Origin of the sequence: Streptomyces aureus, from assembly GCF_001418135.1 — a bacterium.
In the GTDB taxonomy this organism is placed as follows: domain Bacteria; phylum Actinomycetota; class Actinomycetes; order Streptomycetales; family Streptomycetaceae; genus Streptomyces; species Streptomyces aureus_A.
On sequence record NZ_LIPQ01000024.1, the window covers coordinates 1 to 12,275 of the forward strand.

Annotated in this window: 12 protein-coding genes and 1 riboswitch; of the genes, 2 read left to right on the forward strand and 10 right to left on the reverse strand. The window is 72.4% G+C overall.

Features of this window, described 5'->3' with window-relative positions; translation table 11 throughout:
- Positions 1-234: 234 nt before the first annotated feature.
- Together AOK00_RS02665 and AOK00_RS02670 are read left to right on the forward strand one after the other, a co-directional pair.
- Positions 235-864, forward strand: a complete 630-nt coding sequence (locus AOK00_RS02665; protein ID WP_055598709.1) for a uridine kinase family protein — start codon at positions 235-237, stop codon at positions 862-864.
- Between the two features lie 309 nt (positions 865-1,173).
- Positions 1,174-3,087, forward strand: a complete 1,914-nt coding sequence (locus AOK00_RS02670; protein WP_055598710.1) for an AAA family ATPase — start codon at positions 1,174-1,176, stop codon at positions 3,085-3,087.
- Positions 3,088-3,219: 132 nt separating this feature from the next.
- Here the strand turns inward: AOK00_RS02670 and AOK00_RS02675 are convergent, their stop codons facing one another.
- From AOK00_RS02675 to ribD, 10 genes are all read right to left on the reverse strand, one after another.
- On the reverse strand, positions 3,220-4,269 hold the full coding sequence (locus tag AOK00_RS02675; RefSeq protein ID WP_055598711.1) for a hemolysin family protein: 1,050 nt from the start codon (positions 4,267-4,269) through the stop codon (positions 3,220-3,222).
- Positions 4,266-5,696, reverse strand: coding sequence for a hemolysin family protein (locus AOK00_RS02680; protein ID WP_079041809.1), 1,431 nt, complete (start codon positions 5,694-5,696; stop codon positions 4,266-4,268). Before AOK00_RS02680 ends, AOK00_RS02675 begins: the two co-directional genes overlap by 4 nt.
- Before the next feature lie 347 nt (positions 5,697-6,043).
- Positions 6,044-6,499 carry a PH domain-containing protein gene (locus tag AOK00_RS02685; RefSeq protein ID WP_055598712.1) on the reverse strand — a complete coding sequence of 152 codons (456 nt, stop codon included), beginning with the start codon at positions 6,497-6,499 and terminating at the stop codon, positions 6,044-6,046.
- A 41-nt stretch (positions 6,500-6,540) separates the two neighbouring features.
- The gene (hisG, locus tag AOK00_RS02690; protein ID WP_055598713.1) at positions 6,541-7,389 is read right to left on the reverse strand and encodes an ATP phosphoribosyltransferase; all 849 of its coding nucleotides are present in this window, start codon (positions 7,387-7,389) and stop codon (positions 6,541-6,543) included.
- 66 nt (positions 7,390-7,455) lie between these two features.
- Positions 7,456-7,737, reverse strand: a complete 282-nt coding sequence (locus tag AOK00_RS02695) for a phosphoribosyl-ATP diphosphatase (RefSeq protein WP_055598714.1) — start codon at positions 7,735-7,737, stop codon at positions 7,456-7,458.
- Between the two features lie 35 nt (positions 7,738-7,772).
- Positions 7,773-8,258: a 6,7-dimethyl-8-ribityllumazine synthase gene (gene ribH / locus AOK00_RS02700; protein WP_030316368.1), complete on the reverse strand. Its 486-nt coding sequence runs from the start codon at positions 8,256-8,258 to the stop codon at positions 7,773-7,775.
- A gap of 30 nt (positions 8,259-8,288) precedes the next feature.
- A complete protein-coding gene (locus AOK00_RS02705) occupies positions 8,289-9,569 on the reverse strand; it encodes a bifunctional 3,4-dihydroxy-2-butanone-4-phosphate synthase/GTP cyclohydrolase II (protein ID WP_055598715.1) in 1,281 nt (426 codons plus the stop codon).
- Positions 9,566-10,162: a nicotinamide mononucleotide transporter family protein gene (locus AOK00_RS02710; RefSeq protein ID WP_055598747.1), complete on the reverse strand. Its 597-nt coding sequence runs from the start codon at positions 10,160-10,162 to the stop codon at positions 9,566-9,568. The genes AOK00_RS02705 and AOK00_RS02710 overlap by 4 nt, the downstream gene beginning before the upstream one ends.
- Positions 10,163-10,206: 44 nt before the next feature.
- Positions 10,207-10,815: a riboflavin synthase gene (locus tag AOK00_RS02715; RefSeq protein ID WP_055598716.1), complete on the reverse strand. Its 609-nt coding sequence runs from the start codon at positions 10,813-10,815 to the stop codon at positions 10,207-10,209.
- Between the two features lie 2 nt (positions 10,816-10,817).
- Positions 10,818-11,897, reverse strand: a complete 1,080-nt coding sequence (gene ribD, locus AOK00_RS02720; RefSeq protein ID WP_055598717.1) for a bifunctional diaminohydroxyphosphoribosylaminopyrimidine deaminase/5-amino-6-(5-phosphoribosylamino)uracil reductase RibD — start codon at positions 11,895-11,897, stop codon at positions 10,818-10,820.
- A gap of 172 nt (positions 11,898-12,069) precedes the next feature.
- A riboswitch (FMN riboswitch) is annotated at positions 12,070-12,199 on the reverse strand.
- Positions 12,200-12,275: the final 76 nt, after the last annotated feature.

Below are 12,275 nucleotides of genomic sequence, written 5' to 3' on the forward strand. Positions count from 1 at the left end.
GGTGTATAGGAGACAGTCCTGAGGCAGGGGCCGGTACACCGCGGCGGGCCCGCGGGCGTACCGGCCCCGGGACCCGCGGCGCGCGCGGACGGGCCGCGCGCGCCCCACTATCGCGGCTGCCACCACGCCTCCGCCAGCACTTCGCCCCGCGTCGCCGCACCAATATTGGTCTCTACCACTGACGGCGGTACCTCCCTGACCTGCGACGGTCCCCCACTCCCCTACCCTGGGCCCATGAACGACCTCGATCGCGCGGCCCACGCGCTGCTCCGGCTGCCGCCCTCCTGCGGACCGGTCCGGCTGATCGCGGTCGACGGCCACGCGGGATCCGGCAAGTCCACGCTCGCCGCCCGCCTCTCCACCGCCCTGGGCGACGCCCCCGTCCTCCACCTCGACGACCTCGCCACGCACGAGGAGCTCTTCGCGTGGACCGAGCGGCTGCGGGAACAGGTCCTCGACCCCCTCGCGCGCGGCGAGAGCGCGTCGTACCGCCCGTACGACTGGAACCTCCGCCGCTTCGGCGAGGCGCGTGAGCTCCCGCCGGCCCCGGTCGTCCTCGTCGAGGGGGTCGGCGCGGGCCGGGCGGTGGTGCGGCCGTTCCTCGCGTGGCTGCTGTGGATGGAGCGCGGTGCCGAGGAGTCGTGGGCGCGGGGCCGCCATCGGGACGGCCCGGACCAGGCCGCTTTCTGGGACGGCTGGACCGTGGCGGAGACTCGCCATTTCGCCGGGGACCCCTCCCGGCCCTTCGCCGACACCCTGGTACGCGAGTGCCGCGAGGGGTACGACTGGCTCCCCGGGCCGGGCGTGACAGCGGGCGCGGACCAGATCATCACGTACCGTGACGGCTTCATGTCCGTGAACTGAGGGGCTGAAAGTCCGCTTTCGCAAGTGCCTCAACTCCGCTTGACCCAAGGGGCGTACAGGTCTTACGTTCTGAATGTGCGGCTTTTCGGAGCCGCCGCGGACGCGAAGCCCCCGGTTGTTCCCCCGTGATCGGGGGCTTCGTTCTGCCTCTGACGGCCCTCTCAAGGGCCCTTCGCGGCCCCTGATGCTCACCCAGGGTCACCGCTTCCGGATCATGCGCTTCTCCTTAAGTACGCACCCCCTGCGCAGGTACGATGCCCCCAGGTGCGGTCAAATCCCGTCCATGCGAAGACGGTTGTGGGGGACCCGATGGACATCGGCACGCAGGGCGCGCAGGCCCCGGCCGAGCTCGCCTGGCTGCGCGGAATCGACGCCTACACGATGGGCGCGTATCCGCAGGCGGAGGACGAGTTCCGGACGGCGGTAAGGATCGACCCCGGGATGGCGGACGCCTGGCTCGGGCTGCACGCGCTCCGGGTCGACACCACGACCGCGCTGCTGCGCATGTACCGCAACCGCGACCGCTTCGGCGAGCAGCGGACCCGGTACCGGCGCACCCTCAACTCCTGGTACTGGCTGGGCTGGTGGGTGCAGCCGGTCCTGGAGCGCCCGCGCGACCTGCTGCTCGCGCACGCCTCCCACTGGCTCGACGGGCGCCACGTACCGGAGCTGGACCGGGCGCTCGCGGGGCTCCCCCCGGTCGACACGGACCCCCAGGTCCGCTTTCTGCACGCCTGCCGGGCCTATCTCGTGAAGGACTGGGACCAGCTCGTCCGGCACACCGAGACCCTCGTCGACGACCCGCTGCTCGGCATCGAGGCCGGGCTCTTCGGCGGCATGGCCCGGGTGCGCCTGGAGATGTACGGGCAGGCCGAGCCGCTGCTGGCGGCCTCGCTGATGCGCTGCCGCAGCGAGCAGCCCCAGCGCAAGGAGCTGCGGTACTGGCTGGCCCGCGCCCACGAGGGGACCGGGCGCAGCGCCGCGGCGCTGCCCCTCTACCGGGCCGTGCACCGGATCGACCCCACCTTCATGGACACGGCCGCCCGGCTCGCGGCGATCGCCGAATACGACGGCTTCGAGGGGTACGACGACCCGGCCGGGCTCGCGACGGTCGCCCTCGGCAGCGCTGGCGGCGGTCTCGGCCAGGACGCCGTGGACACCGCGCCGGGCGCCGAGCCCGACGCGGCCGGCCCGCTGGGCGACGGCGTGCGGCTCGCGCCCGATCCCGTACCGCCGGTGGCACCGGTGACGCCGCCGGAGACCGTACGCCAGAAGGCCCCGCTGCCGTCCCAGCCGGCGCCACCGCGTTTCCCGGCGGGTCCCACCGATCCGGTGCTGCTCGCGGAGGCGCTCGCCGAACTGGAGGGCATGGTCGGCCTGGAACCGGTGAAGCGGCAGGTCAAGGCGTTGTCGGCGCAGCTGGAGATGGCGCGGCTCCGCGCCGGCGAGGGCCTTCCGGTCCAGCCGCCCAAACGCCACTTCGTCTTCTCCGGCCCCTCGGGCACCGGGAAGACCACCGTCGCGCGGATCCTCGGCCGGGTCTTCTACGCCCTCGGACTGCTCGGCGGCGACCATCTCGTGGAGGCCCAACGGGCCGATCTGGTGGGCGAGTTCCTCGGGCAGACCGCGGTCAAGGCCAATGAGCTGATCGACTCGGCCGTCGGCGGGGTGCTCTTCGTGGACGAGGCGTACGCCCTCTCCAACACCGGCTACAGCAAGGGCGACGCCTACGGGGACGAGGCCCTCCAGGTGCTCCTCAAGCGGGCCGAGGACAACCGCGACCATCTCGTGGTCATCCTGGCCGGCTACCCGGAGGGCATGGACCGGCTGCTCAACACCAACCCCGGTCTCTCCTCCCGGTTCACCACCCGGGTGGACTTCCCCTCGTACCAGCCGCTGGAACTCACCGCCATCGGTGAGGTCCTCGCGGCGGCCAACGGCGACGGCTGGGACGACGAGGCCCGCGAGGAGCTGCGTTCGATCAGCGGGCACGTCGTCGAGCAGGGCTGGATCGACGAGCTGGGCAACGGCCGCTTCCTGCGCACCCTGTACGAGAAGTCCTGCGCCTACCGCGATCTGCGGCTCTCCGGCTACGCCAGCACCCCGACCCGGGAGGATCTGGCGACCCTCCGGCTCGCCGACCTGATGCAGGCCTACGGCGAGGTCCTGTCGGGCCGCGGCCCGATCGACCGCGGCCCCCAGCAGGAGCCCCCGGGCTACTAGGGAGTGTCTTGTCGATCGCTCCCTGATCCGGCCTGATCGGCAAGGCGCCCCCTGGGCCCGCTGCCGGAACGAGGGGACGCGGCGACCGGCGGGGCGGGCCCCGGAAGGCCCGCCCCGCCGTGCGCCCCGCTCCTACGCGGTGGGCACCCAGTCCGACGCGACCCGGTGGGCGGGGTCGCGGACCTCGCCCACCAGCATCTCCAGGACGTCCTCCAGGGCGACCAGGCCGAGCACCCGGCCCGAGCCGTCAGCGACCTGCGCCAGATGGGTCGCGGCGCGGCGCATCACGGTGAGGGCGTCGTCGAGGGGCAGTTCGGCGCGGAGCGTGGCCATCGGCCGCCACAGCCGCTGGGGCACCGCCCGCTCCCGTTCGTCCAGGTCGAGGACGTCCTTCACGTGCACGAAGCCCAGGAAGGCCGTGCCCGTCCCGGCGCGGACCGGGAAGCGCGAGTACCCGGTGCGCACGGTCAGCTCCTCGATCTCGCGGGGGGTGACCGTCGGCGGGACCGTGACCACGGAGGTCGATGCGATGAGGACGTCCGTCACCGGGCGGGTGCCCAGTTCGAGGGCGTCCTCCAGGCGCTCCTGCTCGGCCGGGTCGAGCAGTCCGGCCTGGCCGGCGTCCTCGACGAGGCGGCCGAGCTGGGCGCTGGTGAAGACCGCCTCCACCTCGTCCTTCGGCTCGACCTTGAACGCCCGCAGGACGAGCCGGGCGCAGGCGCCGAGCGCGGCCGTCACGGGCCGGCAGAGCCGGGCGAAGCCGACCAGTCCGGGGGCGAGCCAGAGCGCGGTCCGCTCGGGCGCGGCCATCGCCAGGTTCTTCGGGACCATCTCGCCGATGACGAGGTGGAGGAAGACGACCGCGGCGAGGGCGATGACATAGCCGAGCGGATGGATGAGCCCCTCCGGGACCCCGGCCGCGTGGAAGACGGGTTCGAGGAGACGGGCCACGGTCGGCTCGGCGACGGCACCGAGCGTCAGCGAGCAGACGGTGATGCCGAACTGCGCGGCCGCCATCATCTGCGGCAGATTCTCCAGACCGTGCAGGACCTGCTTGGCACGGGCGCCGCCGAGCGGCTCGATCTGACTGCGGCGCACGGAGACGAGCGCGAACTCCGCGCCGACGAAGAAGCCGTTGGCCAGGACGAGGAGGACGGCGAAGAGAAGCGGAAGGGTACTCATCGGACCGCCTCCGCCACGACGGGAACCGGCCCGTCCAGGTGGCCGGCAGCCGGATCCGGCTCGGACGCCGGGCCGGACAGCGGTTCCGACGCCGGACCGGGCACGGGGTCGGACTCCGGGTCCGTCCGCACGATCCGTACGCGCTCGGCGCGGTAGCGGTCGACCTGGCGCACCGAGAGCCGCCAGCCGGGCAGTTCGGCCCGGTCGCCGGCGGCGGGGATGCGCCCCAGGAGATCGGCGACGAGCCCGGCGACGGTCTCGTACGGCCCGTCGGGCACGTCGAGGCCTATCCGGCGCAGGATGTGGACCCGGCAGGAGCCGTCGGCCTCCCAGGCGGGCCGGCCGTCCTCGGCGGGAGCGGCGGCCAGCTCGGGCCGTCCGTCGGCCACCGTGTCGTGCTCGTCGCGGACCTCGCCGACGAGCTCCTCGACGATGTCCTCCAGGGTGACGACGCCGGCCGTGCCGCCGTACTCGTCGACGACCACCGCGATCGGCTGCTCCCGGCGCAGCCGCTCCAGAAGGGTCTGGGCGGGCAGCGTCTCGGGCACGAGGAGCGGCGGGACCGCGATCCGGCCGACGGGGGTGCGCAGCCGGGCGTGCGGTGCGACGGCGAGCGCGTCCTTGAGGTGGACCATGCCGACGATCTCGTCGATGCGGTCGCGGTAGACGGGGAAGCGCGAGAGGCCGGTGGCCCGGGTGAGGTTGACGACGTCGGCCGCGGTGGCGTCCCACTGGAGGGCGCTCACCTTCACGCGCGGGGTCATGACCTGCTCGGCGGTGAGGCCGCCGAGGGACAGGGTCCGTACGAAGAGGTCGGCGGTGTCCTGTTCGAGGGCGCCGGCCAGGGCGGAGTGCCGGGCCAGGGAGACCAGCTCGCCGGGGGTGCGGACGGAGTCCAGCTCCTCGGTGGGCTCGACGCCCAGGAGGCGTACGAGCCGGTTCGCGACCCGGTTGAGCAGCGAGATCACCGGCCGGAAGAGGGCGGAGAAGTACCGCTGCGGGGTGGCGACGAAGCGGGCCACCTGGAGCGGCCGGGAGACCGCCCAGTTCTTCGGTACGAGCTCGCCGACCACCATCTGGACGGCGGAGGCGAGCAGCATCCCGATCACCACCGCGATCCCGGAGACGGCCCCGGCGGGCAGTCCGGTCGCGGTGAGCGGTCCGTGCAGCAGTCCGGCGAGCGCGGGCTCGGCGAGCATGCCGACGACCAGGGAGGTGATGGTGATGCCCAGCTGCGTGCCGGAGAGCTGGAAGGACAGCTCGCGCAGGGCGGTGACGACGGTGCGGGCGCGCCGGTCGCCGGCGGCCGCGGCCCGCTCGGCCTCGGCGCGTTCGACGGTCACGAGTCCGAACTCGGCGGCCACGAAGAAGCCGTTGGCGAGGATCAGGACGAAGGCCGCGACGAGCAGCAGAAGGGAGATGATCATGCCGCCGCCTCCTGGGAGGGGGCGGCGCAGGTACTACCGGACGATCCGTCCATTGCTGGAGGGAGTCACTCCTCGGGTCGAAGGGTGGCCTCGCGGGCCGCGGGAGCGCGGCCCTGCACACGCGAGGCGGTGGTGCCGCTCGGCACCACCGCCTCCAGAGTAGTCACGCGAAGGCCCCGAGGGGCAGGGGGCCGGCCCCGGATGGGGGACATCACGCGCCCGGCCGCCGGACCGCCCCGCTCAGCCCTGGCCGTCAGGCCGCCGGCTCAGCAACCCGGCCGTCGGACCGCCTGCTCAGCCACCGGCTCAGCCACCCGGCCGTCGGGCCGACCGCTCAGCCCTGGCCGTCAGGCCGTCTGCTCCGCGCCCGTGCCGCGGCTGTCGGCCAGGGCCCGCAGGGCGCGGGCGTCCCGGATGGCCGCCTCCTTGGCGATACCGGGCTGGATGCCCAGCGCCGGCAGGCTGGTGCCGTCACTCAGGTCGAGGAAGACCCAGGGGTCGCCGGGGCGCAGGTTGACCTTGAGGATCTCCGCCCAGGCCAGCCGCCGGGTCCGGGTGATGTTGACGACCGTGACGCCCTCGTCGTCGGCGACGACCCTGGGACGGCTCAGCAGCAGCAGGCCTCCGGAGATCAGCGCCGCGGTGAAGAAGAAGCTGGCGCGCTCCCCGGGGCCGAGCCGCTCCAGCATCACCGCCACGACGCTGATGACAGCGAAGATCGCGACGCTCATCGCGATCAGGACGACCCGGGTGCGCCCGGGGCGGAACGTGACCGGCAGGACGGGCGTCTGTGCTTCGGACATCGGTGGTTCCTCGGGGCCTTCGGTGCGGGCGGTCCGTGCCGTCAGAGGCGGCAGGCGTGGATGGCGGTGGTGAGGATGGCGCGGGCACCGATCTCGTACAGGTCGTCCATGATCCGCTGCGCCTCCTTGGCGGGGACCATCGCGCGGACGGCGACCCAGCCCTCGTTGTGCAGCGGGGAGACGGTCGGCGACTCCAGGCCCGGGGTGAGGGCGACGGCCTGCTCCAGGTGCTCGGCGCGGCAGTCGTAGTCCATCATCACGTACGAGCGGGCGACGAGGACGCCCTGGAGGCGGCGCAGGAACTGCTGGACCTGCGGGTTGTCGTCGGTGGCGCCGTGGCGGCGGACCACGACGGCCTCGGAGGTGAGGATCGGCTCGCCGATGACCTCCAGTCCGGCGTTGCGCAGGCTGGTGCCGGTCTCGACGACGTCCGCGATGATCTGGGCGACGCCCAGCTGGATCGCGGTCTCGACGGCGCCGTCCAGGTGCACGACGGAGGCGTCGATGCCCTGGTCGGCGAGGTGCTTGGCGACGATGCCCTCGTAGGAGGTGGCGATCGTCATGCCGCCGAAGTCCTCGGGACCGTTCGCGGTGCCCGGACGGGTGGCGTACCGGAAGGTGGAGCGGCCGAAGTTCAGCGCGAGGATCTCCTCGGCGCTGGCGCCGGAGTCCAGGAGCAGGTCACGGCCGGTGATGCCGATGTCCAGCTTCCCGGAGGCGACGTAGATCGCGATGTCCTTCGGGCGCAGGTAGAAGAACTCGACCTCGTTGTCGGGGTCGATGACGACGAGCTCCTTGGACTCCTTGCGCTGGCGGTAGCCGGCCTCATGGAGCATTGCCGACGCAGGTCCGGAGAGGGAACCCTTGTTGGGAACGGCGATGCGCAGCATGGGGTGAGCTTCCTTTGCCTGGGAGTGGTGGGGAGTCCGGGGCGGCACGCGCCCGGAGGGGTGTGCTCAGAGGTGGGCGTAGACGTCGTCGAGCGAGATCCCGCGGGCGACCATCATCACCTGGACGTGGTACAGCAGCTGCGAGATCTCCTCGGCGGCGGCTTCCTTGCCCTCGTGCTCGGCGGCCATCCAGACCTCGGCGGCCTCTTCGACGACCTTCTTGCCGATGGCATGGACGCCCTTGTCCACCAGTTCCGCGGTGCGGGAGGTGGCCGGGTCGCCGGTCTCGGCCTTGAGCTTGAGCTCGGCGAAGAGCTCTTCGAAGGTTTTACGGGTTCCGTTCGCCATGATGGTCCTAAGAGTACGGGGTAAGGGTCGCGTCATCAGCGCCAGGGTTCGCTCACCGTGCGCAGCGTGGTCGCGGTCGCGACGGCGGCGGTGACGGCCTCGTGGCCCTTGTCCTCGCTGGATCCTTCGAGGCCGGCCCGGTCGAGGGCCTGCTCTTCGGTGTCGACGGTGAGGACACCGAATCCGACGGGTACGCCGGTGTCGATCGAGACCTGGGTGAGGCCGTGGGTGACGCCCTGGCACACGTACTCGAAGTGCGGCGTTCCGCCGCGGATGACGACGCCGAGCGCCACGATGGCATCGTAGCCGCGCCCCGCGAGGACCTTCGCCACGACCGGGAGCTCGAAGCTGCCGGGGACGCGGAGGAGGGTCGGCTCCTCGATGCCCAGCTCGCTCAGGGCGCGCAGGGCGCCGTCGACGAGACCGTCCATGATCTTCTCGTGCCACTGCGCCGCGATGACCGCGACCCGCAGGTCGCCGCAGTTCTTCACGCTGAGGACGGGTGCGCCCTTGCCGCTCATGATTCTCCTTGCAGGTGGATACGTACGTGATTACTGGTTGGCGCAGGTGGAGGCCGAGGAGCCGTCGAGCCAGGGCAGGTCGTGGCCCATCCGGTCCCGCTTGGTGCGCAGGTAGCGGAGGTTGTGCTCGCCGGCCGTGACGGGCATGGGCTCGCGGCCCTCGACCGTGAGGCCGTGCCGGGTCAGGGCGTCGATCTTCTCGGGGTTGTTGGTCATCAGACGCAGGCTCCGGACGCCGAGGTCGACGAGGATCTGCGCGCCGGCCGCGTAGTCGCGGGCGTCGGCGGGCAGTCCGAGTTCCAGGTTGGCGTCGAGGGTGTCGCGGCCGCGCTCCTGGAGCTCGTACGCGCGGAGCTTGGACAGCAGGCCGATGCCGCGTCCCTCGTGGCCCCGGAGGTAGACGACGACCCCGCGGCCGGCCTCCTGGATCCGGTCCATGGACGCCTGGAGCTGGGGGCCGCAGTCGCAGCGCAGGGAGTGGAAGATGTCGCCGGTGAGGCACTCGGAGTGGACCCGGACCAGGACGTCCTCGCCGTCGCCGAGTTCGCCGTGGACGAGGGCGACGTGCTCGACGCCGTCGACGGTGGAGCGGTAGCCGTACGCGGTGAAGTCGCCGTGCGCGGTGGGGAGCCGGACCTCGGCCTCGCGGCGGACGGTCGGCTCGGCGGAGCGGCGGTAGGCGATCAGGTCCTCGATGGAGATGATCGTCAGGCCGTGCTTGCGGGCGAAGGGGACCAGCTCGGGCAGGCGCAGCATGACGCCGTCCTCGCCGGCGATCTCGACGATCGCGCCGGCCGGGCGGAGGCCCGCGAGGCGGGCGAGGTCGACGGCGGCCTCGGTGTGGCCGTTGCGGGCCAGGACGCCGCCGGGCTTGGCGCGGAGCGGGAAGACGTGGCCGGGCCGTACGAAGTCGGAGGGCTCGTGGTTGCCGCTCGCGAGCATCCGCAGGGTGGTGGCGCGGTCGGCGGCGGAGATGCCCGTGGTGACGCCGTGGGAGGGGGCCGCGTCGACGGAGACGGTGAAGGCCGTGCGCATCGACTCGGTGTTGTGCTCGACCATCTGCGGGAGCTGGAGGCGCTCCAGTTCGTCGTTCTCCATGGGCGCGCAGATCAGTCCGCGGCACTCGCTCATCATGAAGGCGACGACCTCGGGGGTGGCCTTCTCGGCGGCGATGACGAGGTCGCCCTCGTTCTCGCGGTCCTCGTCGTCGACGACGACGACGGGGCGGCCGGCGGCGATGTCGCGGATGGCCTGCTCGACCGGGTCGAGGGCGAGGTCGGTGGCGTCCCAGAGGGGAAGGGCGGCGCTCATGCGTGGGCTCCTTCCAGAGCGGTGGCGGAGGTCGTGCGCGTCCGGAGCCACCAGTCGCGCATGCCCCAGACGACGAGGGCGAAGTAGATGACGTAGACCAGGCCGGAGAAGGCGAGGCCGCTGTTGAAGGCGAGCGGGACGCCGACGAGGTCGACGAGGAGCCAGGCGAACCAGAACTCGACCAGGCCGCGGGCCTGGGCGATCATCGCGACGAGGGTGCCGACGAAGATGTACGCGTCGGCCCACGGGCTCCAGGAGAGCGACGGGTAGAGGGTGAAGAGGCCGCCGACGGCGAGGGTGCCGGCGGTCGCGCCGGCGAGGAGCAGTCCGCGCTCCTTCCAGGTGGCGAAGCGGACGGCGATGGAGCCGTCCTGGGCCTGCTGCCTGCCCCGGTTCCACTGCCACCAGCCCCAGGCGGCGACGCCGATGACGAGGAGCTGCTTGCCGACGCCGCCGGAGAGGTGGGCGGAGGCGTAGGCGCCGACGAGGATCAGGCCGGAGAGCAGCTGGGCGGGCCAGGTGAGGATGGAGCGGCGCCAGCCGAGCGCGAGGGCTATGAGTCCGATCGTGTTGCCGATCATGTCGGACCACATGATGTGCTGACCGAAGGCGCTGAAGGCTTCGGAGTTGAGCCAGCTCACTTGTCGCTCTCCTTGGCGTTCGGGCCGAGCAGCCGCTCGACGTACTTGGCGATGACGTCCACTTCGAGGTTGACCGGGTCGCCGGACCGCTTGATGCCGAGCGTGGTCAGGTCGAGGGTGGTGGGGATGAGGCTGATGGTGAACCAGTCGTCGGTGACCTCGACGACGGTGAGGCTGACGCCGTCGACCGTGATCGAGCCCTTCTCGACGACGTACCGGGAGAGGTGGGCGGGCAGGCCGACCTTGACGAGTTCCCAGTGCTCGGACGGGGTGCGCTCCAGGATGGTGCCGGTGCCGTCCACGTGGCCCTGGACGATGTGACCGCCGAGGCGGCCGCCGACGGCCATGGGCCGCTCCAGGTTGACGCGGGAGCCGACCTCCAGGGCGCCGAGACTGGACCGCTTGAGGGTCTCGGCCATGACGTCGGCGGTGAACTCGCCGTCGCCGAACTCGACGACCGTGAGACAGACACCGTTGACGGCGATGGAGTCGCCGTGCTGGGCGCCTTCCGTGACCAGGGGACCGCGCAGACGGAAGCGGGAGGCGTCCTCCAGCTGCTCGACGGCGGTGACCTCGCCCAGTTCTTCGACGATTCCGGTGAACACGGTCAGGCTCCCTTGAGGGTGGCGGTGATGCGGAGGTCGGGTCCGACGCGCACGGTCTCGGTGACGTCGAGCCGCAACGCTTCGGTGATGGTGCTGATTCCTGCGTCGGCGAGCGCGTTCGGGCCGGCGCCGAGGAGGACGGGGGCGAGGTAGCCGACGACCTGGTCGACGGCGCCCGCGGCGACGAAGGCACCCGCGAGGGTGGGGCCGCCTTCGAGGAGGACGGAGCGGACGCCGCGCGCGTGGAGGGCGTCCAGGAGGGCGGGTACGGACAGGCCGCGCTCGGCCCTGGGGAGGCGTACGGACTCGGCGCCGTCGGGGGAGGTCCCGGCGTCCTCCGCGATCGCGATCAGGGTGGGGGCGGCGTCGTCCAGGACCCGGGCGCCGGGCTTCACGGCGGTCGCCTCGGTGTCGACGACGACCCGGAGCGGCTGGACGGCGCCCTCGACGCCGCGTACGGCCAGATGGGGGTCGTCCGCGCGGGCGGTGCCGGAGCCGACCACGACGGCGTCGGCCTCGGCGCGCAGCCGGTGGACGTCGGTGCGGGACTCGGCGGAGGTGATCCAGCGGGAGGTGCCGTCGGCGGCGGCGATCCGGCCGTCGAGGGTGGCGGCGTACTTCCAGCGGACGAAGGGGCGGCCGTGGCGTACGGAGGTGAGCCAGGCGATGTTGCCCGCCTCGGCCTCGGCCTCCAGGAGGCCCTGCTCGACCTCGGCCCCGGCGGCGCGCAGGGTGTCGGCCCCGCCGGTGGCCTGCGGGTTCGGGTCGCCGACCGCGTACACGACCCGGCTGACCCCGGCCTCGATCAGAGCCTGGGCGCAGGGGCCGGTGCGGCCGGTGTGGTTGCAGGGTTCGAGGGTGACGTAGGCGGTTCCGCCGCGGGCGAGGACGCCCGCCTCGCGCAGGGCGTGGACCTCGGCGTGGGGGCCGCCGGCGCGCTGGTGGAACCCTTCGCCGACCACGTGTCCGGAGGCGTCGGTGATGACGCATCCGACGACCGGGTTGGGGCTGGTGGCGCCGAGACCGCGTGCGGCGAGCTCGACGGCGCGTCGCATGGTGGTGATGTCGGCCTGCTGGGCCACCGGGTCCTCCTGCCTCTTCGGGCACGGACTCCGGGGCCTGTCGATGACGACAGAGAGCGGAACGACGCCTCGCGCAGGGTGCACCGAGGCCGAGTCCTGCAGGTACGCCGATCGGTGTCGATACGGCGACCAGCGGACGTACGGCCGACACACCCCTGACAGGGGTCGCCCGCCGCGCACTGCCTCCCATCCGGACTTTCACCGTCGGTCCAGGAATTTCACCTGGTCAACCGGCCGCTGGCTGCGGACGGGTCGCGGACTATACCGCCGGTTCGGAATTACACCGACCCCGGAGTGCGCTGCTGCTGATACAGGGCCAGTCTGCCACGACCCGCGGGGGGCGATGCGGTCGGGTTCCTGTGGTCTGGCTCACAGACT